This is a genomic window from Pseudoalteromonas sp. SWYJZ19, assembly GCF_015864375.1.
GTDB lineage: Bacteria > Pseudomonadota > Gammaproteobacteria > Enterobacterales > Alteromonadaceae > Pseudoalteromonas > Pseudoalteromonas arctica.
Map to the genome: position 1 here is coordinate 175,194 of NZ_JADYXI010000006.1, position 24,736 is coordinate 199,929.

At 37.6% G+C, this 24,736-nt stretch carries 15 protein-coding genes; 10 read left to right on the forward strand and 5 right to left on the reverse strand.

Annotation, left to right across the window (positions count from 1 at the left end; genetic code table 11):
- The first annotated feature begins 95 nt into the window (after nucleotides 1-95).
- The 6 genes from I6F45_RS08290 (at nucleotide 96) to I6F45_RS08315 (ending at nucleotide 14,201) form a co-directional block, all read left to right on the forward strand.
- Nucleotides 96-2,984 (forward strand): TonB-dependent receptor plug domain-containing protein, encoded by a 2,889-nt coding sequence (locus tag I6F45_RS08290; protein WP_165728577.1) that lies wholly within the window; start codon nucleotides 96-98, stop codon nucleotides 2,982-2,984.
- A gap of 67 nt (nucleotides 2,985-3,051) precedes the next feature.
- A complete protein-coding gene (locus I6F45_RS08295) occupies nucleotides 3,052-3,294 on the forward strand; it encodes a hypothetical protein (RefSeq protein ID WP_024593662.1) in 243 nt (80 codons plus the stop codon).
- Nucleotides 3,295-4,977: 1,683 nt separating this feature from the next.
- Nucleotides 4,978-7,863, forward strand: coding sequence for a TonB-dependent receptor plug domain-containing protein (locus tag I6F45_RS08300; RefSeq protein ID WP_165741827.1), 2,886 nt, complete (start codon nucleotides 4,978-4,980; stop codon nucleotides 7,861-7,863).
- A 1,175-nt stretch (nucleotides 7,864-9,038) separates the two neighbouring features.
- Nucleotides 9,039-11,855: a TonB-dependent receptor domain-containing protein gene (locus I6F45_RS08305; protein ID WP_165741699.1), complete on the forward strand. Its 2,817-nt coding sequence runs from the start codon at nucleotides 9,039-9,041 to the stop codon at nucleotides 11,853-11,855.
- Between the two features lie 167 nt (nucleotides 11,856-12,022).
- Complete coding sequence (locus I6F45_RS08310) at nucleotides 12,023-12,325, forward strand: H-NS histone family protein (protein WP_007586043.1); 303 nt, start codon at nucleotides 12,023-12,025, stop codon at nucleotides 12,323-12,325.
- 124 nt (nucleotides 12,326-12,449) lie between these two features.
- Nucleotides 12,450-14,201 carry a DEAD/DEAH box helicase gene (locus I6F45_RS08315; RefSeq protein WP_197119524.1) on the forward strand — a complete coding sequence of 584 codons (1,752 nt, stop codon included), beginning with the start codon at nucleotides 12,450-12,452 and terminating at the stop codon, nucleotides 14,199-14,201.
- Between the two features lie 44 nt (nucleotides 14,202-14,245).
- On the opposite strand, the gene I6F45_RS08320 is transcribed toward I6F45_RS08315, so the two are convergent.
- On the reverse strand, nucleotides 14,246-14,581 hold the full coding sequence (locus I6F45_RS08320; protein ID WP_165725436.1) for a ribonuclease E inhibitor RraB: 336 nt from the start codon (nucleotides 14,579-14,581) through the stop codon (nucleotides 14,246-14,248).
- A 214-nt stretch (nucleotides 14,582-14,795) separates the two neighbouring features.
- Between I6F45_RS08320 and I6F45_RS08325 the strand changes: the two genes are divergently transcribed.
- Genes I6F45_RS08325 through I6F45_RS08335 form a run of 3 tightly spaced genes read left to right on the forward strand, consistent with a single transcriptional unit; the run spans nucleotide 14,796 to nucleotide 21,162 of the window.
- Nucleotides 14,796-16,523: an autotransporter assembly complex protein TamA gene (locus I6F45_RS08325; RefSeq protein WP_197160231.1), complete on the forward strand. Its 1,728-nt coding sequence runs from the start codon at nucleotides 14,796-14,798 to the stop codon at nucleotides 16,521-16,523.
- Nucleotides 16,523-20,206, forward strand: a complete 3,684-nt coding sequence (gene tamB / locus I6F45_RS08330; protein WP_197160233.1) for an autotransporter assembly complex protein TamB — start codon at nucleotides 16,523-16,525, stop codon at nucleotides 20,204-20,206. Before I6F45_RS08325 ends, tamB begins: the two co-directional genes overlap by 1 nt.
- A gap of 50 nt (nucleotides 20,207-20,256) precedes the next feature.
- Nucleotides 20,257-21,162 carry a peptidylprolyl isomerase gene (locus I6F45_RS08335; protein WP_165741108.1) on the forward strand — a complete coding sequence of 302 codons (906 nt, stop codon included), beginning with the start codon at nucleotides 20,257-20,259 and terminating at the stop codon, nucleotides 21,160-21,162.
- Nucleotides 21,163-21,405: 243 nt separating this feature from the next.
- Here the strand turns inward: I6F45_RS08335 and queF are convergent, their stop codons facing one another.
- On the reverse strand, nucleotides 21,406-22,251 hold the full coding sequence (gene queF / locus I6F45_RS08340) for an NADPH-dependent 7-cyano-7-deazaguanine reductase QueF (RefSeq protein WP_165741109.1): 846 nt from the start codon (nucleotides 22,249-22,251) through the stop codon (nucleotides 21,406-21,408).
- Nucleotides 22,252-22,310: 59 nt separating this feature from the next.
- Here queF and syd point away from each other — a divergent pair, with 59 nt between their 5' ends.
- The gene (gene syd / locus I6F45_RS08345; RefSeq protein WP_197160234.1) at nucleotides 22,311-22,859 is read left to right on the forward strand and encodes a SecY-interacting protein; all 549 of its coding nucleotides are present in this window, start codon (nucleotides 22,311-22,313) and stop codon (nucleotides 22,857-22,859) included.
- 329 nt (nucleotides 22,860-23,188) lie between these two features.
- On the opposite strand, the gene I6F45_RS08350 is transcribed toward syd, so the two are convergent.
- From I6F45_RS08350 to I6F45_RS08360, 3 genes are all read right to left on the reverse strand, one after another.
- A complete protein-coding gene (locus tag I6F45_RS08350; RefSeq protein ID WP_165741318.1) occupies nucleotides 23,189-23,962 on the reverse strand; it encodes a Zn-ribbon-containing protein in 774 nt (257 codons plus the stop codon).
- Between the two features lie 13 nt (nucleotides 23,963-23,975).
- Nucleotides 23,976-24,242: a hypothetical protein gene (locus I6F45_RS08355; RefSeq protein WP_010553684.1), complete on the reverse strand. Its 267-nt coding sequence runs from the start codon at nucleotides 24,240-24,242 to the stop codon at nucleotides 23,976-23,978.
- Nucleotides 24,243-24,338: 96 nt separating this feature from the next.
- Nucleotides 24,339-24,575, reverse strand: coding sequence for a DUF2789 domain-containing protein (locus tag I6F45_RS08360; RefSeq protein ID WP_002958240.1), 237 nt, complete (start codon nucleotides 24,573-24,575; stop codon nucleotides 24,339-24,341).
- Between the last annotated feature and the right edge of the window lie 161 nt (nucleotides 24,576-24,736).

The window sequence follows — 24,736 nt, forward strand, 5'->3', positions numbered from 1 at the left end:
TGTTTATTATTTGCTTTAGTTACTGTTAATCTTATGTAACTAAAATAAATAAATAATGATTACTACTATAAAGTAGTGACACCAGGGAGAATCAAATGTTAAACAATCAAGTAGCTAAAGCAGTGCGTGTCGCACTTGCATTTGGTGCAGCTTCAACAGCTGCATTTTCAGGTAATACAATGGCAGCCGAAGGCGCCGATAAAGTAGAAAGAATTGAAGTAACTGGTTCACGTATCAAAAGAACTGATATGGAAGGTGCGAATCCAGTACAAATATTAACACGCGATGACCTAATTGCTTCAGGTATTGGTAACGTAGGTGACATTCTTCAAGAAATTCCTTCAGTTGCTGGTGCGGGTACTAATGCTTCTGTTAATAATGGTGGCTCAGGCGCGGTGCGTGTATCTTTACGCGGTTTGGGTTCTTCAAGAACGCTAGTATTATTAAACGGCCGTAGAATGGTTGCGTCGGGTAGTGGTGCAAACTCTTCTGTAGATTTAAGTACAATCCCTACAGCAATTATCAAGCGAGTTGAAATTCTAAAAGACGGTGCTTCTGCAATTTACGGTTCAGATGCTATTGGCGGTGTAGTTAACGTTATTACACGTGATGATTTTGAAGGTTTTGAAGCTACAGCAAGTTACGATGCTTCGACACATGGCGGTGATGGCGAAACTAAAAGCTACGATTTTACTGTAGGTTTAACAAGCGATAAAGGCAGCGTGGTAGCTAGTGCATATTACGTTCAGCAGGGTTCTCAGTCTTCTGGTGATAGAGACTGGTCTAAATTTTCTTTAGACATGGATCATACAGGTGAGCTTTCTAAAGGTGGTTCTTCAGCTCCACCATGGGGTCGTTACAACGGTATTGATGGTTCAGTAGCTGGTGAAGATTGTTCTTCTTTTACTCACGGTGCAGCTAATGGTCCTGGTCAATCAGATCCAAGCGATTTTTCTAATCCAACTGGTTATGATTGTTGGGATTGGGATAAAGATACTTACAACTTTGCGCCTGTAAACTTTCACTTAACTCCGGCTGAGCGATATGGCGTATTTGTTCAGAGTAACTATGAGTTTTCTGATCATGTTCGTTTCTTTTCAGAAGTTAGTTTAAACCGCCGTATTTCAGATACTAAGCTTGCTCCATTACCTCTAGCACCACTTGCGTTCTTTGGTGTGACAAATGCAAATTATTCTGCAGATAACTACTATAACCAACAATTTGGTCCTAAAGACAGAAATGGTGACTCAGTTGAGATTTCTGATTGGCGCCGTCGTATGGTTGAAACTGGCGGTCGAGATACTCAATTTCGCGTAGATACAGTTCGCGCAGTAGTTGGTTTTGAAGGCGATATCAATGACGATTGGGGTTATGAAGTTTCATACATCTTTGGTTCAAGTGATTCTACAACTAAACGAGCTGGTGGCGTAAACTTTGAAAAAGTTTCACAAGCCGTAGGTCCTTCATTCCAAGACGTTGACGGTAGCATTGTATGTGGAACTGTAGATGATCCTATCGCTGGTTGTACATCATTAAATGTATTTGGTATCCCAGGAACTGATACTCAAGTTACTCAAGAAATGTTAGATTTTATTTCGTTTGAAGCTCACGATTTTGGTTCAAACGAACAGCAAATTATTAGTGGTAGTGTGTTTGGTAGTGCATTTGAATTACCAGCAGGTAGTTTAGGTATGGCATTTGGTCTAGAACATCGTGAAGAGAAAGGTGGTGATTTCCCTGATGCACTAATAGCATTAGGAATTACATCTGGATCTAGCCGTCAAGAAACATCAGGCAGCTACACTGTAGATGAGGCTTATGCTGAGTTTAATGTACCGCTATTATATGACGCACCTTTTGCAAAAGTGTTAGAGCTAGATTTAGCAATTCGTTATTCTGATTATGATACTTTTGGCGATACTACAAACCATAAAGTAGGAATTAAATGGTCTCCTATGGACGGCCTTATGTTCCGAGGAACATCATCTACTGCATTTAGAGCACCTTCAACTTCTGATTTATTCTCTGGCGCATCAGATAATAGCCCTGAAGTTTCGGACCCGTGTGCTACTAACCCTACATCATTCTGTATAGCTGACGGCGTACCAGCAGCTGGTTTTGAACCTATTGGTGACCAATTATCTTCTACTCTTGGTGGTAACCCAGAGTTGCAACCAGAAGAAGCTGATATATTTACAGTTGGTGTAGTTTATAGCCCTGAGTTTGTTGATGGTTTATCTTTCACAATCGATTACTGGGATATCGAGCTGGAAAATGCAATTAGCTCTGTAGGCGAGCAGTTAATTTTAAACAAGTGTGCTGAAAGCGGTACATACTGTGATCAAATAACTCGTTATACATCAGGTATTTTAGCTGGTAACTCAAGTGACATTGATAACAGAAACATAAATGTTGGTGGTGTAGAGTCATCTGGTTACGACTTTAATGTTGCTTATACAACTGATACGTCAATTGGTTCATTATCAGCAAGCTTAGATGCAACTTACTATGACGACTACACAATAACTCAAGCCGACGGTTCAACACTTCAAAATGCTGGCTACTACCGCCGAAATAGTGGTGATGGTAACTTCCCTGAGTGGAAAACTAACTTCAATGTATCGTTAGCTCAAGAGAATTGGTCTGCAACTTATGCATTGCGTTACATTGGTGAAGTTGAAGAAAACTTTACAAATATTGACCCTGATGATTTAGCTGATGTTAACTCTTCATTTAGAACTGAAGCCGTTAATATCGGTGGTACTCTTGATTCTTATGATGTTATTAGAACCGTTGACTCACAAGTAATACACAATGTTCGCTTTAGTTACTTCCTTGATAACTACACAGCTACTGTTGGTATTAATAACGTATTTGATGAAGATCCTCCGTATGCAGCAACAGGGTTTAACGATAATACAGACCCTCGTACTTACAATACAACTGGTCGTCATATATTCTTGACTCTTAACGCTAAGTTCTAGAGTTCAGAAAAACAATAATAAAGCGCTAATATTCATAATATTAGCGCTTTTACTTTAAGGGAATAAAATGAAAAAGCTAATCGTAATAATCATTTCAAGTTTACTATTTCTATCTGGTTGTAGTTCACTGAGTGAAGACTCTCTAAGCAGTAATGAAAATATGGTATGCGAAAAAATAGCGGTGACAGGTAGTAATATTAAAAAGCGTACATGCATGTCAAAAGAGTTGGCAGAAGAAAGACGCAAAAAAAACCAAGAGGCAATGAGAGAAATTAACAAAAGAGGAAATATTTACCAAGATAGGAACTAATTTTACTACTAAGTTTAATTGCAATACTTTAACTTATGTTCGAAATCTTGATGTGTTAGTACTAATAATAATGCGGACAGGTTATCTATATTAAGTAAACTATTTGCTATTAAACTTACCCCTCCTCCAGGCTACATTATTTCATTGAATTTCGACTATCTGCCAAACCTTGTTAACGTGGTAACTTTGTATTTAGTTGGTGTTTTCTCGTATTTCAATAACGTATGTTTTACAAAAGCATTATATATGATTTATCTCTTAGTGAATTTAAGTAGTTGATTTTAATGGCAATAAGTTTTTAAGTGTTTGTCGTTATTTATAATTTATAGCTTATTTATTTTGAGTAACTATAAACTATAGTTGTTCTATTTCTAGCGATAATCATTGTAGAGGCTCCCGGCAAAAGTATCTGTAAATATGAATATAGAGGATATCCCGCATTACACTTAATAGGGGATAACTCTTCTTAAGTACATTCAATATTAACAGTTAAGGCCTTATCAGATACATGTAGCTTATCTGATGATTTTGGATGTTTTAACTTTGATTTACCGGTTAATGTGATACTCAGATGAATGTTATCAAATTAGTAAATAAAGAGATGGTTTTAATATCATTAGAACAAGTATTAAGGAATAATATTGGCCAGTTAATAACCAAATGTTCAAGCACTACCTTCACAATTGAGTTCATAATTTCCTCTCATTAAACAAACACTCATCAGTCGATGCTCTTTTCGAGTATAAAAATGATAATGAACATTTTTACGACATATCAAAGAAAGTTTATTTATGATTTGCAGCTGGCTAGCTCAATAAATCAGGTTAAACACGATGTAGGCCAAATTACAAAATAATATAACCAAACTTATAATCTGACATGTGTACCAATAGTTCTAAACTGAATTTTTCAAACAAATTAAATGCAGGCAGTAGTAGGTATTTACATAAAAGCCACACAGGTAGCTTGGTTATAATCTGCCTATCCTAAAAAGATCAGGATAAAATTTAAGTGATTACTTCAAAAGGTTTTTTCCACATATCTAAGTTAAAAAACATAAAATTTACAACTCAGATTGCAAAATAAGGAAGGAGTAAGTAATTATGCATGTTTACACATTAATTGGGTCCATTCCTATAATAAATTTTACAAGCATACTATAAGTCATATACTCGAAAAGACTAAAGTAATCGCATATACATCTTATTATTAAGGTATAAAAGTGAGGTTATCTAATTGATAGTAAGGTTATTTTTTATTTCACCTTAAATAAAAGAGACACTTTTTTAAACCTGCAGCTTTAGATATTTCTACTAAATATGAATGTTTTTATATATTTTAATGATGCTTTGTTACAAATCTTTACAAACATTCAAGTTATTGTTATTAAAGTGTTTTATTTTAAGGTGATATAAGCTTTAAATATACACATATTACTTTTTCAATAAAATCAGCTGCTTACTGTTGGTTTTAATGTAATGGTGAAAGATACATTTGTTATTTTTGCTGGTTTAAAGTTAATAATGTGTTGACCTCTTTGTTTCTCTAGTACTATCATCCGTCACACAATAAAGTCCTACTGTACCTTCATATAGGCATTTTTAGTCTTATTAAGTGGCTTTATTGCGCATTAATTTTAAAAATTAAGCATAAATAATAAAATAGTATTCTAGGGAGAATCAAATGTTAAACAATAAAATTTCAAAGGCAGTTCGCTTAGCGATTGCTTTTGGTACAGCATCAACGGCTGTTTTCGCTGCAAATTCAATTGCGGCAGAAGAAGGCGTTGAAAAAGTAGAACGTATAGAAGTTACAGGTTCACGTATTAAGCGCTTCTCAGAGGTTTCACCTACTCCTGTAACTACAATCACCGGCGAAGAGCTGTCTAATGCCGGCATCACAAACATATCAGATTTGTTACAAAAACTGCCTTCATCTGGCGTAGGCTCTGCACCTACAACAACTACTAACACTATTTTTGGTGCGGGTATAAATACTACAGATCTTCGTCAGCTTGGAGAAGGCCGTACTTTAGTACTTGTAAACGGTCGTCGATACGTAGGTGCTTCTGTAGATAATCCTGCGGTAGATTTAAACGGCATTCCGACTGAAATGATTGAACGTATGGATATTGTTCATGGCGGCGCGTCAGCAGTTTACGGTTCAGATGCAATTGCGGGTGTAGTTAATATTATTTTGAAAAAGTCTCAAGATACTATGGACTTCAACTACAAAAAATCTATTACAGAACAAAGTGGTGGTGAAGAAGAGTCTTTTTCATTCACATTTGGTGGTGAAAGCGACAAAATAAGTTTTATTACGAGCTTATCTTACTCAGAAACAGAACAGCTTGAAGCTCAAGACCGTGACTTTCTTCGTAACCCAGTTTCTGGAATGTTAAACCCTGATAATGTTTCTGACACAGATGGAATTCCACAGAATATCTTAGCTACAGGTGAGTTTGCCGGTTTGCAAACACTAGGCTATTACGATCGCGCAGGTGATGCATTCTTACCTGATGGCCATGTTGTATTTGGTGATAATGGTGAATTTAGTCCCGTTGCAGTTGGTGGTGTAACAAGACCTGCACCGAATAATCAACTTAGATATTTTGGTGACGGCTTCTCTAATGGTTACAAATTTATTGAACATCAAGATCTTGCAACACCACTTAATCGTTTTAATGTTTTTACAAACATTGTAAATAATTATGCTGACGATCATTCAATGAATTTTGAAGTTTCTTTTTCAAAAGCAAGTGCTTATGCAGAAAGTAGCCCAATTTTCCTTGCTGAATCGATTCGTTCAGATAATGCATTTTTAGACCCAGCTGCTAAAGCACAACTAGATGAAGCTGGTAGAGATTCAGTTACAATTTATAAGCTAGCTTCGGGTTTCGGTAATCGTACCTATGAAGATGATCGTACAACACTTAATACAACTCTTTCTTTCCAAGGGTTATTACTAGAAGAGTTCGATTACGAAGTATATTTTAGTTACGGTCGCAATAAAAACGACACTACATGGAACGGTGAATTCCTTACTGAGAACTTTAACAAGGCTATTGACGCGGTAGAAATTGACGGAGCAATTCGTTGTGCAGACCGTGATTCAGATGGTTCTTTAGTTGGTGCGTTAGATGGTTGTCAGGCATTGAGCCTGTTCGGTCTTAATGGTGCATCTCAAGAAGCTTTAGATTACGTTACTACCTCAGCATCAATTTCTAAAGTTAAACAGCAGCAAGTTATTGGTGGTGTTATTTCAGGTTATGCTTTTGATATGCCTGCCGGTGGTGTTTCTTTTGCTTTAAGTGCTGAGCATCGTAAAGAAACTGGTTCTAATGAACCTGGTGCAGCAATGCAGAATAATCTAGTGTTTGGTAACTTTGTAAAAGCATGGGATGGTGAATTTACAGTTGATGAAATTGGTGTTGAAATGTCAGTACCATTATTAGTGGATGCACCATTTGTTGATTCATTAAGCCTTGAGTTAGCCGCTCGTTACATGGATTACTCTTCAGTGGGCGATAATGTAGCTTGGAAGGTAGGCTTTAACTATGCAATGAACGATGAACTTCGTTTCCGTGGTACAAAGTCTAAGTCGGTTCGTGCTCCATCATTATCTCAACTTTATTCTGCTGGTACTCAGTCATTCGCGTCTTATGGCGATCCATGTGACCAAACTAATATATCTACAGCGAGTGATAGCAAAAAAGCAAACTTAATTGCTAACTGTCAAGCTGCAGGCATTCCAAATCCAGGTACTACAGTTGGAGATTGGAGACCATCTGATGATTGGCGTAGTGTTACTCCGCCAAGTGTGAATTCAGGTAATGCAAACCTTCAAGAAGAAACGTCTGACGATACATTATTTGGTGTAATTTATACCCCAACTGAAAATATCACGTTAATTGCAGATTATTGGAGTTTTGACGTTGAAGATGCAATTAACTCTTTAGGTGCACAGCGTGTTATTGATGATTGTTACGAAGCGTCTAGTTTAGATAATAGTGCTTGTGACTTAGTTGACCGTGATCCTACGACTCTTGATATTTCTGAGGTTCGTAATGGACCATATAACTTAGCATCTTACTCTCTTAAGGGTGTTGATTTAGAAGGTACATACAAGTATGAAACGAGCTACGGTTCATTTAACTTCCGTTTACTAGCAAGTTACCTTGAGCATAGAGAGTTTAATACAGATGTTTCTAGCGAAGGCTATGAACCAACACCTACAGTTGGTGAAGTAAGATACCCTCGTTGGCAGGGTAACCTAACGGTAGGCTATACTTACGATGATTTATACGTAGGTATGATTGGTAAATACCGTCATTCAACAGTATTAGACAGAGAGTGGACTGCTGAAAATAACAACTATAATGATGTTCCTTCTTATACAGAATGGTCAATAAATGGTCGTTATACTGTTAGCGAAATGCTTGAAGTAAGATTAGGTGTTTCAAACTTATTTGATATTACACCTCCTAGAAACCCTGGCACATACGATGATGGTGAGTTTTTCGACGTATACGGCAGACGTTTCAACTTAGGACTAAACTTACGTTTCTAATATCTTTAGTAAATAAGTTTATAAACGAAAGTGTTTAATATTAAAGCCTACTGAAATTTCAGTAGGCTTTTTTATGTTTTACTTGCCCTAATATGTTTTTATACGAACCGGCTTATATATGGGGTTTATTTAACGATAAGTAAATTTCGCTATAACTAGGCAAAAATTTTTACATCTAGTTGATATTACGTTTCTTTAGACTGGAAATTGTTGGATTTACTTAGCGGTTCTTCAGAAGTTTAAAAACATAATGGATACCAACAAAAGATTATCTTTCATTACTTAAGCTGAAAATGTGGTGATTGGATATATTCTTGGGTAGTACAGGCCTCAACCTTGATCATATCTGATACGCCAATTACTTTTTTTGATAAAGAGGTTACGTACTTCAAAGCTACGTTAACAACGTCTTCGTATCCTTTAAAAGCCTATTCTAAATTTATTATATTCTAATCTGATGAATAGGGTGGTGCTTTAATATCTTTGAGTTTTAAAGCTATCAGCAGCATCACATTACATCACGCATAACAGCAGCTCTTTCATTTTTTCGTTTCAGTATTAAGCTTGCGTCACTCGCATAGCGTCTTTATCTATATAAGGAGTTATTAACACTCCTACCTCGCCGACTTTCTGAAATACAGACTAAGCATTTATACATATTTAATAGTAATTACTACAAAAAGTGACTCAGCTATTTTAGTTAGCCTGCCATCGGTGTGCGATTTTTGAAATCAATGAACATATAGCTTTATGGATTTTTTCTTTTTTAGAAAGGCCAAGTAGTACTTTTTCAGATAGTTGAATAGCTATAGTTGTCTCAATCATTTTTGTTAATTTTATGTAGGTAATTTATTTTTTGCATGCTTTTACACCTACATAATTCGCCACAATAAGGAAGTAAGTAACTTGTTTGAGGCGAGACTTAGATATGATTTCTTCAGTAAATAGCACTTATTCTAAATCAAGTTTTTGCAATAATGCAATAATGCAAAAAGAGCATTGTGTTTGTTTTTTGTTACTTTAAAGCTTTGTAAATAAAGAGTTTTATTTGGTTAGCCAAGTGTTGACCTTTTGCATAAGTTAGGACTACTATTCGAATCAAAATAGGTACTGTGATTAATTACAGACCGTTTTTGAAGGCAAAACAATTAAAATAGTATTCTAGGGAGAATCCAATGTTAAATAATCAAGTTTCAAAAGCTGTTCGCTTAGCGATTGCTTTTGGTGCAGCATCTACAGCTGTTTTTTCTATGAACACAATCGCTGCAAACGAAGGTGTTGAAAAAGTAGAGCGTATTCAAGTAACGGGTTCACGCATAAAGCGCACTGATATTGAAACAACCGTGCCAATCACATCAATTGGCCGAAGTGATATTATTCAAATGGGCGCATTGAATGTAGCTGATGTTTTGAATCAATCCCCGGTCACTATTGCTGGTTCAAACCAATCAAATAGTGCATTTGGTACTACAGGCGTTGGTCTTAACACTACATCTTTACGTAACTTAGGTTCTTCAAGAACATTAGTATTAGTGAATGGTCGTCGCTTTGTATCAGGCGTTTCTCCATCAAGTGGTTATGCGGTTGACTTAAATGCAATACCAGCATCAATGATTGAACGTATTGATATTCTTAAAAGTGCTTCTTCAGCGATTTATGGTTCAGATGCTGTTGCTGGTGTTGTGAACATTATTACGCGAAGCGATTTTGAAGGTGTTGAAGTTAACGCTCAAACAGGTGTTTCAGATGAGTCTGATCGCGAAAAATATTCTTTAAACCTTACTGCTGGTAATAGTTGGGATTCAGGTAGTGTAACAATTGCTGCTGGATATGATGATGATAAAGGTCTGAAGTCATCCGATCGAGACTTCTCAAGATATGATGAAGCTATATTTTTGAATGATGAGGGTGGTGAATATGTTGGTATTCAGAATTCTTCATATCCGCCTCAAGGCCGTGTTGGCGCATACAATGCAGATGGGACACCTTATGTAGGTGATGAGAATTCATTCAATCGTGCTTCTTACCGACAGTTAGTTACTCCGCTTGAGCGTAAATACGCAGCAGTTAATTTTAAACAAGATATTTCAGATAGTGTTCACTCTTTCACGGAAGTAAACTGGAATTCATCTAAAACATACAACTCGACTATTGAACCAACTCCTTTTACTACGGATGATGTATATCTACCTTCACGTGGTGGCGTTGGTGGGATTAAACTGGGAAGCCCTTTAGTTCCAGACCTTTTACGCCAAAATTTAATGTCTGATAATCCCGATTTAACAATGGATAATAATATTCCAACGTTAGTTCGCCGTATGGTTGAGTTTGGTGCTCGTTCAACAGATTTAGAGCGTGATACTATCCGTATTGCGACAGGTATAGATTGGGAAATTAATGACAACTGGCTTTTAAACTCTTATATTTCATGGGGTAAAACTGACCAGCGCCAAGAAAATGGTGGTCAAATAAATGTTGAACGTGCTGCAAATGCATTAGATGTATACACTAACGCAGAAGGTAACGTCCAATGTTCTAATGATTTAGCAGTACTTCAAGGATGTGTGCCTTTAGATTTGTTCGGTGCAGGAACTTTGTCTGATGAAGCTGTTGCATATGTAAGATCACCTGCAAAATCTCAAGGTCAAGTTGAGCAATTTATATTTTCAACAACCCTTTCAGGTGAATTACCAATTGAGCTAGAAGGTGGTATGGTTGGTCTAGCAGTTGGTGCAGAACATCGTCTTGAAAAAGGTTCATACTCTCCAGGTGATTTAGCGCAAACTGGTGCTTCAAGTACAAATAAATCTGAGCCTACGAATGGTAGCTTCTACACTAACGATGTTTTTGTTGAAACTGTATTACCAGTTCTCGAAAATGTTGAACTAGATTTAGCCGCTCGCTATTCAGATCATGAAATTGTTGGTGGACAAACAACATGGAATGCAGGTGTACAATACTCTCCTACAGATACAGTAAAATTAAGAGCATCAGCAGCGCGAGCTATTAGAACTCCAAATATTGCTGATTTATTCGGTGGTAGAGGTGAAACATTTTCAGGTGTTGCAGATCCATGTGATGCAATTACTGCATCATCTACCGGAAATGTAGCGGCTAACTGTCTTTCTATCGCTGAAGTGGCTAATCGAGTTGCTACTGAAGGCGCATTCAATTTAACAACTATTGAACGTCAAAGCACTGGCGGTTATGTTGGTGGTAATGAAGATGTAAAAGAAGAAACATCTGATTCATTTAGTGTTGGCGCTATTTGGCAAGTGACTGATGAATTTTCATTAACGCTTGACTACTACGATATTGCTGTAGATAACGCTATTGCTACCACTGCTAGAACAACGGTATTAAACCGATGCTACGGTGTTAATCCATCAGACTTTGATGCGACATGTGGTGGGGCAATACGTGATACAAGAGGTGCTTTGACAGAAGTTAGCTCTGGTACTAGCAATGAAAATGATTTAAGCACAAAAGGCTTGGATATTGAATTAAGCTATAAACAAGAATTTGCTTACGGGCAATTATCAGCTGACTTGATTTGGAATCATTTGTATGAGTATGCTGAAACATCAATTGAATCTGGTGAAGAGATAGATTACAGAGGTGAAGTATTAACTCCTACTAATCGTGCAAATTTAAATTTAGGCTATGCAGTTGATGACTTTGCAGTATCATGGCGCATGAAGTACTGGGCAAGTTCAAATGATAGTAATATTGAAGGAAACCAAAATTTCTCAACTGGTGCTCCTTTAGAAAAGTTTAATCGCTTCCCGACTGTTATTTATCATGATCTATCAGGTACTTATAACATCACTGATGGAACAGACGTTACTTTGTCAGTTCGAAATGTTTTTGATAAGCAACCTCCTGTAGCAAACCAAAGTTCTGTAAGTGGAGCATCAGGTATAAACACTGTTGGTGAAGCTTATGATGTTACTGGTCGTTATTTCCAGTTAAGCTTTACTACTAAGTTCTAATTATTATTTATATAAAATGATAAAAGCCGCGATTTTAATCGCGGTTTTTTTATAAATAAATTTTATATACATTAATAAATTATGTGTCGTAGTTATTTTTGAAAAATACCCTTATACTAAAAAAGAATATTTAAATAAATCTAATCACACAATTTAGCGAGATATAAATGAAAGAAGTCCGATCTTTTATTAAAACAGCATCATTAACGGATCTTGAAAAAGCCCAACAGCTTATCAATGATGCAATTTCAAAATATACCCAGCAGCAAAAAGCGAAACAGGAAGTTTTGGATCTTTTAAAAGAAAAAGGACTTACGCTAGAAGATTTACAAGATGGAGCATCTGACAAACGTACTAAAGTTAAGCCTAAGTACCGCATGGAACTTAATGGTGAGACTATTGAATGGACAGGCCGTGGCCGTCGTCCTAAAGCGTTTGAAGGTGTTGAGCTTGAGAAGTTTTTAGCTTAAAGCTAAATATAAGAGAAGCTTCGGCTTCTCTTTTTTGTTTCCCCCTCAATAAAATATAATTAAAGTTTAAAACTCCCAGCTATTATTTGCTAAAATCTCTTCACTCAAACCTATTTGTTTTCCCATGAGCTATAAACTAAGACCTTACCAGCAAGAAGCCGTAGAACGAACCGTTTTACACTTTAGAAAGAGTAATGATCCTGCCGTTATTGTGCTACCAACCGGCGCAGGTAAGAGTTTGGTTATTGCTGAACTTGCCCGTATTGCTAAGCAAAAAATATTAGTACTTGCTCATGTAAAAGAGTTGGTAGAGCAAAATTCGCAAAAATATAAAAGTTTTGGTTTAGAGGCGAGTATATTTTCAGCAGGTTTAAAAGAAAAGTCATTAAACCATCAAGTAACCTTTGCCAGTGTGCAATCACTTTCTCGTAATTTAAATAAATTAAATGAGCATTATTCGTTACTTATTATTGATGAATGCCACAGAGTAAATGGGGATAAAAAAAGCCAGTACGGAAAAGTAATAAGTAGTTTAAAAGAATATAACCCTCAGTTAAAAGTATTGGGTTTAACAGCAACACCTTATCGGCTAGGAACGGGGTGGATATACCATCATCATTATCATGGCTTTGTTAAAGGGACTAAAGAAAGCCCGTTTAAAAGTTGTATTTTTGAATTGCCGCTCAGGTATATGATCAAACATAATTATTTAACGCCGCCTAACGAAGTTGATGCAGCAATTAGCCATTATGATTTTTCGTCCTTAGATAGCAATGCATTTGGGCAATATACAACTGATGACATGAATGCGCTTTTAAAAAACAGTGAGCGCGCAACGAAAGCTATATTACAGCAAGTAATTCAATACAGTGAGCAGCGTGAAGGTGTTATGGTTTTTGCCGCCACGGTATTGCATGCTCAGGAAATATTAAGCTACCTACCAGCTCATCAAAGTGCGCTAATAACAGGTGATACGCCAAACACTGAGCGCGATAAAATCATTAAGCAATTTAAAGCTAAGCAATTAAAGTATTTAGTTAATATTTCGGTATTAACTACAGGTTTTGATGCGCCGCACGTTGATTTTATTGCTATTTTACGCCCTACAGAATCGGTTAGTTTATATCAGCAAATTGTGGGGCGAGGTTTAAGGTTATCTGAATCGAAAACGGATTGCTTAGTAATAGATTATGCCGGCAATGGTTTTAATTTATTTCACCCTGAAGTGGGTGATAAAAAAGGCGATAGTGATAACGAGCCTGTGCAGGTACTTTGCCCAGGTTGTGGGTTTGCTAATATATTTTGGGGTAAAACTGATTCTGCTGGAAAAGTAATAGAGCACTTTGGCAGGCGATGTAAAGGGTTGTTAGAAGACGATAGTGGCCATAAAGAGCAGTGCGATTATCGTTTTAGATTTAAAGAATGCGAGCAGTGCGGCGCTCAAAATGATATTGCTGCACGACAATGCCATGATTGCGGCGCGGTAATGGCTGACCCTGATGATAAGCTACGTAATGCATTAAACTTAAAAGACGCACTTGTGCTTCGATGTAGTGGGTTATCGGTAACTCAAATTAAAGACGATTTAATTAAAATAACGTATTTTGATGAAGATGGCGCAAGTTGCGATGAGGTATATAACCTCGCAAATAAAGGCGGGCAATTTATATTTAATAAGCAATTTGGTCTACGAGTAGGACTTGGGCAAACACCTATTAATTTTAAGACTGCAGAGCAAGTAGTAAACGCACAATTTGAATTAGTACCACCGGATTTTGTTATTGCACGAAAAAGCAAAAAGTATGGTTGGAAAGTGGCTGATAAACTATTTGACTATAAAGGGGGTTTTAGAAAGGCAAATCAGTTAAGCCGCTAAGCTTAACTGATAGAGTACATTGAACTAATACAATTAAAAGGCAACTAAGCTTCTTCACCGTCCATTAATCCCCAGCCATCACCGTATCCATTAAAGCTATTAGCAATACTTTCAATGTATTGCTCTGCTTGTCCTAGAAGGGTGTGCTCTGGCACCATTTGTACTTGAGTGATTACTTCCCAAACGCCAGTGTCTTTGCATTTTTCGAGCTCAGCATTTTGAACTAATGCATCAGAGACTATTTCTTTAGCAAATTTTTCAGCATCGGCTTCTTGTTCAAATAAAATAAAAAAATCGACTTGGTGCATTTTATTTAAATCAATGCCAGCAGCGGCTATTTCGGCTAAAAGTTGGCCGTTATCATCATCAGGGAATTGCATTAAAAACTCATTTAAAATTAATTTTTTATTCGTAGGCACTATTGTAACTAAAATATTGTCTTAACGCGTACTAATTTTAATTATGCTGATATTTATTCAAAGTTAAATTTACGCGTTAGATTGTTATTAAGTTAATGTGTTGCTCATTATGGCTATGCTAATATGCGGGTAATTAACTAGTTTTTTGTAAGATATTAAAAGTAAGGATATTTACTTGTTTATTAAGTTTTTACGTTGCATGTGTGTTGTGAGCGCTTTAATTGCGACAAATAGCTATGCGGCAGAAAAAGTCATAGAAGATTACGAAATTGAAGGGTTAAGTGGCGATTTAGAAAATAACGTAGCTCTTTACCTCAAGCAGTTAATTGGCGAGAAGCCAACCCGTACACTTCGCCGTTATGCTCAAAAACAAGTACAAAATAGCATCAAAGCACTTGGCTATTATAGCCCGACCGTCGAGGTTATTTATGATAAAGACGACAGCGAACTAATTGTTAAAGTTGAACGGGGGCCTGCAACTCGCATAGAAGCAATTAATATTACGCTAAACGGTGATGGTCAAAGCGATACCCAATTACAGGCATTGATTAAAAGCAATCACTTAAAGCAAGGTGATGTTTTAAATCATGGTAAATATGACTATGCTCATAAAAAAATAGAATCTATGTTGCTGGAGCTTGGTTATTTTGATGCTAAGTGGCCAGCGCGCAAATTAGAAGTGTCGCTTAAAAAAAATAGTGCTGTTATTACTTTCATAATTGATACCGGAGTTAGGTATGAGTTTGGCGATATACAAATTGCCAGTAGTACACCCGCTGAAAAATACATACGCTCTATAGCGCCTTTCTCGCAGGGCCAACCTTATAAATCAACACATATTGCTGACTATAATCTAGATTTATCAAGCACACCTTATTTTGCCAGTGTTCGTGTTTACGCCGATATTGCTGCACGCAAAAATAGCCAAGTACCGATTAAAGTTGAAGTATTACCCAAGCCCGCTAACAGTTATGAAATTGGCGGTGGTTTTAGTACTGACTTAGGACCCAAAGTACGTTTTAAATGGAGTAAACCGTGGATCACAGAAGACGGCCATTACCTCGAAACTAATTTAAATGTGGCACAAAAACAGCAAGATATTTCCATGGCCTATACAATTCCGGTTGATGATCCTAATGATGATTTATGGCGTTTTTCTGTCGGTTATAAATTAGAAGATGAGCTAACAAACGACACTTACAGTGAAATATTAACTGGGCAAGTTCAGCGCCAATGGCTCACTGAAAATAAGTGGGTGCGCACAGCCTTTTTACGCCGTGACCAAGAAACCTACCGCATTGGTGATGAGCCAGAAGAAAGTACCGAAATGTTAATGCCCGGCATTAGCTATGCACGTAAAAAGTCAAAAGGCGGCACCACTCCCTATTGGGGAGAGCAGTGGCTTATATCTGCTGAGTTTGGCTTAGATGACGTGCTTTCGAGTACTAATCTGATTAGGGTGCAAATGCAACATGCATGGCTACGCACTTATTTTGACCGCCACTTGGTGTTTTTAAAAGCGAATGTGGGAGCAATGCTTGTTGATGATATTAATAACGTGCCATTTTCACTTCGGTTTTACGCAGGTGGTGACCAAAGTGTTCGTGGTTTTGCGTACCAATCAATATCGCCCGAGAACGACGACGGCGAGCTAATAGGTGGTAAGTATTTACTATCGGGCACGATGGAATATAACTACCAGTTTGCTAAAAACTGGCGAGCAGCTTTATTTGTTGATGGTGGTACTGCGACTAATGATTTTTCTGATGATTTTGAAGTAGGCGCTGGTTTTGGTTTTCGCTATTTAACACCCGTTGGCCCAGTGCGCATAGACCACGCTTGGGGATTAACAAAAGAAAGTAAAAGCACACGTTTAAGTATTACCATAGGGCCAGAAATTTAATGTCAGTATTAAAAAAGATAACAGCCGCCGTAAGTGCTATTTTTGTCACGTTAGTTGTTGCACTATTTTGTTTGTTATTTACCGCACCCGGTAATCAATTTATTGCTTATAGTGCTAACAAAGCGGTTGATGGACTACATATTGAAATTAAAAATGGCCGCTTTATTTATAATGATGCCTTTAATGTGCGCTTTACTAACAACGGATTGGACTTTAATGCACAACAATTGAAAATTGATTTGTTTTGGTGGCAGTGCGATGGAATTTGTATAGATAACTTAAGTGCTAAATCTATAAATTTAACATTACCAAAAACTGCAGAGTCACAAGAAGAAGCCGCTGCAGAACCACTTGAAAAAGTTAGCTTACCTTTTAATATTGCTGTAAAAAACATTGCGATAAACAAATTTATTCTAGAGCACCCAAGTGCAAACGTAAGTGTGGATAACTTTAAACTCTCAGCAAAAGCAGAGGGTTCAAAGCTGACGGTTAAAAGCCTGAATATTCCCACCATACTTGTTGCCTTAAAAGAGCAAGATGCGAAAACACAAACGGCGCAAAATACTCAAGCGCCTTTAACACACCTACCTGCATTGCCTAATATAGAATTTACTTCGCCACTTGATTTAGTTGTTGAAGACTTTGAAATAGCTAACATTACGATAGAACAAGACGAAGCGCAGCATGTTATTGAAAACATCTCACTGCAATTAAGTGTAGAAGATGCGGTTATTAATTTAGAGTCATTCTCAGCAAAGTATGATCAGTGGCACCTTAATACGCATCTTAACGCTGAGCTTGCAGGAGAATTACCTTTAAAAGGGAGTGTGGTTTTACAAAGTGATGAACATCAAGCTAACTTGGAGCTAGATGGCGACTTATCAAACCTAAACCTAAATTTAGAAACGCAGGGGCAATATCCACTTAGTTTAACGGCAACGGCAAATTTAAAGCAAAAAAACTATCCGTTTGAGTTAAATGGCAAAATTAAGCAGTGGCTTATTGATGCGCAAAGTAATGAGCTGAAGGTTAAAAATGTTAGCCTTAATGCTAAAGGTAATGCCGACGACTATCAGCTTACACTGCTGGCAAATAGTCAATTAGGCGCGTACCCAGCTGTAGATTTAAATACACAGCTAAGAGGAAGTCTTACAAAAGCAACGCTTGAAGCGCTTAGTATAAAAGCGAATGAGAGCAGCGCAGTGATTAAAGCCAATGTTGATTGGCAACAAGGCATAAAGGCTAACTTTAATGGCACGCTTGCTAATTTAAAAGCGCAGTATTTAACTGACGCTGCAACAAGTGATATTTCAGGGCAGTTTAAAGGCTCGTTTAATGTAGCTGACGACAAGTGGCAGCTACAAATGAATAATACAAAGTTAAGCGGATTACTTAACGACGTGCCACTAGAATTTGCCTCAAACTTTAAGCTAGACAACACGTTAAAAGCGAACATTGATAGCTTTTATTTAAGTAGTGGCACCAACAAGTTAGCGCTAAGTGGGCAAGTTGACGACATTTGGCAGGTTGATGGCAAAGTAACGCTAAAAAGTGATGAAAAAGCTAATATTCCATTTACTGCAGATGGCTTTGCAGATTTAAAAGTGAGAGGCGAGCGATTAACGCCTTCAGTTGATTTAGCGTTAATACTAGATCGCTTTATTTTTGATGAAATAAACATTGATAAATTATCAGTAAAAGGGCAGTTAGATACCGCTGCCGATTGGCAAACCGATGTATCGGTGAGTGTTGGTTCGGCGCTTGTAGCCGAACAGCAAATTAATAGCGTTAAAATTGATATTAGCGGCGACAAAACAGATCACCAACTTACGGCATCTATAAATGCCGAGCAAGGCAGTGTAGAGCTTGAAGTTAATGGCAAAATTAATAATACCACTTGGAATGGCGAGCTTAGTAATGTAACGCTCAGCGATAAAAAGCTTAGTTTTAGTAATACTAAAAATATTGCCATTATGGTTAATACGCAAAGTGGCGACTTTGATGTGAGTGCACATTGTTGGGCATCTGAGCAAAGTAAATTATGCATAGACACCTTAGCGCAGTCAAAAAATCTCGGTCAGTTAAATGCTAAACTAAGCAACTTAGCACTTGAAGAACTTAAGCACTTTTTGCCTGACAATATTCGTACTCGCGGTAATATAGCTGGCGATGTGGCACTTAACTGGCAAAGCGGTGCGCTTAAAACATTACGTGCAAATATCGATTCTACTGATTTAACAGCGGTACTTACCTCTGAAGAAGATCGTTTTAAATTACCTATTGAAACATTAAGCATTAGTGCGTTTTCGGATTCTCAAATTGGCAAGCTTGAAGCTAATTTAGAATCAAGTGTGCTTGGGAAAATAAACACACAAATTAATATCGATGATATACAAAATACGCAAGCGCTTAATGGTACCGTTAATATTGAAAAAATACTGCTTGCAGACTTACAACCATTTCTTGAAACTCTCGAGCAGTTAAAAGGTGATATTAGCGGAAAAGTCGCGTTAGCCGGTACGTTAAAAGACCCTTTATTAAATGGCGAGCTTAATGTTAGCGATATTAGTTTAGAGGGCGAGCAATTACCTATAGCGCTACAAAAATCAAATATAAACGTATTGTTTGATAAAACAACAGCCACAATAAAAGGCAACTTAATCGACAACCAGGGCGGTAAAATAAATCTCACCGGTGATGTTGATTGGCAAGGTGAGCAACCTGCTGTAAATGTTGCGGTAGTTGGCGAGCAGTTTTATGTACGCGCGCAGCAAGGTGTTACTTTTAAAGTATCACCAGACTTAAAAATAGGCTTGGCTAATAATGCACTCAAGCTTGCTGGTGAGGTAGTTGTGCCTTACGGTCGTATAATGATTGAAGAGCTTCCTGAGGGCGCAGTGCAAGTTAGCGATGATGAAATTATTGTTGATCAAAAAACCGAGGCCACCGAGACAGTCCCGTTTGATTACGACATAGATTTAAAAGTGATTGTTAAAAACGATGTAAAAGTAGAATCGTTTGGCTTGGAATCAAAGGTTGCAGGTGATTTAGCGATAAAAATGAGTCAGGGCGCGCCAATTATAGCCACAGGTGAGCTTAACTTAATTGAAGGTACTTACTTAGCCTTTGGGCAAGACTTGGTGATCAGCACCGGGCAAGTTGGTTTTAGCGGTTCAATTGAACAACCATTTTTAAATATTAAAGCTATACGTAACCCCGATACGACTGCAAACGGTGTCATTGCAGGAGTTACGCTTACGGGTAATGTTGAACAACCAACTCTCAAAATATTTTCTGAGCCTGCGATGGACCAAGCGCAAGCACTTGCATATTTACTTAATGGCCAACCTTTGGGTGATGGAGAAAGTTCGTCAAGCGATGCAATGCTCACACAGTTATTACTCTCTCAAGGGGTTAGCCGCAGCGAAGGGGTTGTTTCTAAGGTAGGTGAAACCTTTGGGTTGTCAGATGTAAGTTTAAGCTCATCAGGTAGTGGTGATAGCACCAAAGTAGAAATATCAGGTTACGTAGCACCCAGCTTACAAGTTAAATATAGCGTAGGTGTATTTGATTCGCTTAGTGAAGTGGCCGTGCGTTATCAGTTACTTTCGCAGTTATACATAGAGATAACGAGCGGGCTATACCAAAATGTTGATGTGCTATATAAGTTTGATTGGGAATAGCCAAAACCAAAACCAAAACCAAAACAATAAGAATTATAAGGATATGAGCGATGAAAAAAATTATATTGCCGGCTCTGCTTGGTGTTTTATTAAGCGGGTGTGCTCAGCAACTCAGCAATGATGTTGCTAATCAAGAGCTACCTTTATTGAGCGCTAGTGAAGTAATTGCCAGTGCAACAGATAATGATTGGCGAGTAGTGAACGCTCAAAATATTTTAAAGATAACGTTGCCAACGGGTAATGCCTATATTGAGCTTAATGAACTGCTTGCTCCAAAGCACGTTCAAAACATTAAAAAGTTAGCGCGAGAAGGGTTTTATAAAAATACTGGCATTTATCGGTTTGTTGAAGGTTTTGTAGCTCAAGGCGGCGACAGCTCGGGTAAAAAGTTAATTAAAACGGCAGATAAAACAGTTCCAGCTGAGTTTTATTTAACAACAAACAAACCCCTTTTTATTACTGAGTTAAATGGTGACGGATATGCGCCAGTTACCGGCTTTTTAAACGGCTTTGCAGTAGCTCAAAATTCAGCACATACGCAAACATGGCAAGTGCATTGTAGTGGCGTGTTTGCTATGGCGCGCGATAACGATATAAATAGTGCGAGCACTGAGTTTTTTGTAACGATAGGGCAGGGCCCGCGCTACCTTGATAAAAACATTACGGTGTTTGGTCGAGTGTTAGAGGGTATAGAGCATTTTAACCGTTTAGCGCGTACGCCAACTGAAGGTAAGGCATTTAACCCAATTACCAATATACAGGTCCTTGGCGATGTACAAAGCGATAGAAGTATATTTAAAGTGATGAAAACAAATTCACCAGTGTTTAAAAACTTAATCAATGCTCGTAAAAACCGTGTTGAACCATGGTTTGTTAAAGCACATAACTACGTTGATGTGTGTGGTATGCCCATACCCACTAAGCGCGAAGTTATACCAATCCGCAATAATACTTAATCATTTTGCGGGGCTAAACGTGTCGCTACCTGCGTTAAAAAATTCTCATTTACGACTGTATGGATGCAGAAGGTAGAGCAATGCAGGAGCAATTGCCGAGAACAACTAAATAGCGAATTTTTTGCCTAGCTATCAACACGTTTTCCCAGCCTCAAAATTAAGCGAATTGGTATTAATTAAATATACAAATAGAAAAGGAGCCAAGGCTCCTTTTTTAATGCTCATATTCCAGTGTAAAATAATCTACTGACGATTAATTTTAACTGCAAATGGCGTATCGTTATAATGCGTAGAGCGATACGGGTTTATATCAAGCCCACCACGACGAGTATAACGCGCGTAAACCTCTAACTCTTTAATATTAAGTTGTGTTGTTAAATCGCTATAAATACGCTCAACACATTGCTCATGAAATTCGTTATGCGTTCTGAACGAAATTAAATAACGCAGTAACGACTCGCGACATATTTGCTCGCCAGTGTACCGTATAATTACACTTGCCCAATCAGGCTGGGAGGTAATTAAACAGTTCGATTTAAGTAAATGGCTGTAGAGCGTTTCAGTCACTACTTCATCGCTTTTTGCTTTAAGTGAATTAGCATCAATATCGTAATTATTAATCTCAATATCTAAGTCATCAATACATTCACCTGGCAGCGCCGTACACGGTAAGCAATTGTAATCATCAGGATTGTATAAAGTCACTTTGACAGGGCTGTTAACCGCATTTGATAGGTCATCAATTAAATGCTGTTTTACTACATCAATGCTTTCAAATCGGGTTTGGTTAAAGCTATTTAAATAAAGTTTAAACGACTTTGACTCAATAATATGGCTGCTTTGGCATTCAAAGGTAAATAAGGCCACGGCAACTTGCGGTTTACCCTTATTGTTTAGCCATGAAAGCTCGTAACCAGTCCAAATATCTTGGCCTTTAAATGGCAGCTCTGCTTCGTCAATATTTAAAGCATCACGATTTAGTTTGCGCGCAATAGGGAAAAGCAAGCTTGGCGTGTACACATCTACATACTCAGTAGATTTGCCTAATACGCTACCTTTAAGGTCTGGAGAATTGCTGTAATCTGTCATGTTTGCTCTTAAATAGTTACAATAGGGACATTATATCTAATTTAAATGAGTTTCACAGTATGTCTGTTGCATTGCTTATAGAACAACTTCATCAACAATTTAGCGAAAAGACCCTTAAAAACACTACAAAGTACCCACTTATTGCGCACGATGAGCAATGGCCAAGCCCATCAGAAGTTGGCGAAGTTGGCGAAGTTGACGAGCAAGGAAATATTCAATGGCAGGGCGCGCGTCAGCAACCTGCAGGTTCACTTAATGATTTAGCCAATGCACTTGAGCTTGAATTTCCAAAAGAGCTTAGCGAGTTATATGGGCATATGTACGGTGGAAGCATTTCAGCAAGTATTGATGGGCATCAGGTTGAATTACTACAAGCATGGAACGAAGAAGACTTTAATTTGTTACAGCAAAATATAACGGGTCACGTTTTAATGAAACGCAAACTCAAGCAGCCAGAAACGGTATTTATTGGTTTAACAGATCAAGATGATTTACTAGTGAGTGTATTGGTGCACACTGGTGAAGTATGTTTAGAGCACGTAGGCAAAAAAACACACCATGTACTTGCACCTAACATTAATGCTTTTTTAAAGGCATTAGAGGTTTAAAATGCATCTAATAAATCAGCTTAGCGTTATCACTAAGCTGATTTTTAGAGCCATTACTAGGGCGTGTTGACCTTTCGTGATTGATTTTGCAGCTGTATGTTTGGTTTTTAGGCAAGGCAGAGCCTATGTAGTGTGGTTATTCCCCATAAATAGGCGATAACGAAGCATAAATGCCAAACATGCGCTGCCCTTTGGGTTCTTTCTAGGGACGATTTACTCTTTGTTGCTCGGTTTTTACTTAGCCCACTAGGTTACAAACCTCGCGCCGCGATTAAATCGTCCCTAGATTGAACAAATTTCAATCCACAAAGGTCAACACGCCCTAATGGTTACTGAAAATCCCACGATATATTAGACACTAAGCCACACGGCTCACACCTAAAGTCGAATAACCCAAACCACGATTCAGGTAATTTCCAATCACCATTGCAGCTAGGGCATTTTCGTTCAAGTTCAGACGCTTTATCTACGCCGCCTACACGGTATAAATAATAATAGGTTGGCTTTTCAGTTAAAAAACTAATTCGCTTTGTTATGTCTTTTCCGCGTCTGTATAAGTCGCTTTGGATACTCGATATTTCTTCAAGTGCCGGAAACTCACAACGGGTTGCGCCATTAATTTGAATTTGATCGCAGGCTTGCCAATCTTCTTGCCATTTTATAAGCGTTTTATAGTCACCATTAGCAATTGCCGGAATACGAAATAACGGCACAGGCAAAAAGTCATCACCACAATAAAGCGGGCTACACGTATGCACATAGGTTGTGTATAAAATATAACTTGATGGTTCTTTACAGCAATCAGCGCCGTTGGAGTGAATATCTTGCCCAATCACTTTTACTTTTGGCGCAAGTAGCCCCGCACTATGTAACTTTTCGATACTGTGCTTAACAAACGGGCTGTTATTTAGCGGGTGCATTGCATCTTCAGTAGGGCACATTACACGGGTAATAAAAAATCCATCTTTTAAAACGGTTGGAAATTCTTCCCCCATTATTTGACCATTAAAACGCAATGCATTTACTAAGCGATTTATTGCTTGTTCGGCTTGTTCTAGGGTGGTGTCTTGGTAGCAATCAAAAGTTAAATCAACAACGAACATTTATAGTCTCAAATTATTTTTGTTCTAGCAGTGCAAGAAGTTTATCGAGTTTTTGCTCAATTCTATCTAATTGACTTGTTTTAAGCTCAGTACTATCTGACTGCTGTGGGTTTCTCATGAAGTTATTTATTGAATCAGGATTGTTTTTATATTGGCTTACTGCTGCAATAATCATCGGCATAGGAACCGGTTGCGCCAAACGGCTTTTAGTTAGTGCTACAGTAGGGGTTTTGCCTTCATCGAGAAGGGCTTTAATTGCATCAAATACAACTGAATTCATTAGATATATAACTCTTTAATAAAATAACTGCGCAGCATATAAATGCTGCGCAGATGCTATGTTAGCAATAAATAAGGGAGGGTACATTAAATAAAATTACTTACTTTGACGAATGCGTACATCTAACTCGTCAATTACTTCACTCCAATCACCGTCTTGTGCAAGCGATTCAGCTAAAAAGTGCTGTTGTGCCTCATCCCAAAAAGAAGCTTCTTGGAGTAGTGTTGTGTCTTCTAATTCATGTGAGGCAATAAATGCATCTATTTGTTCATCAGAATTAGGTAATCCAAGCTGTGCAAATAGTGTATTGATGTCGTGTTTAGTCGTATCCATGATATTGCTCCTTATACCAGTTTTATTAAAAATATGCTCATTCTAGCGTATTAAATAGCTCACTTACTGCGTTAAAAATTACTCATATAGAACAACTATATGTCATAATTTTCGCCTTGTTATTGTGCTATTTTCTTAGCGCTATAAATAGAACACTCATT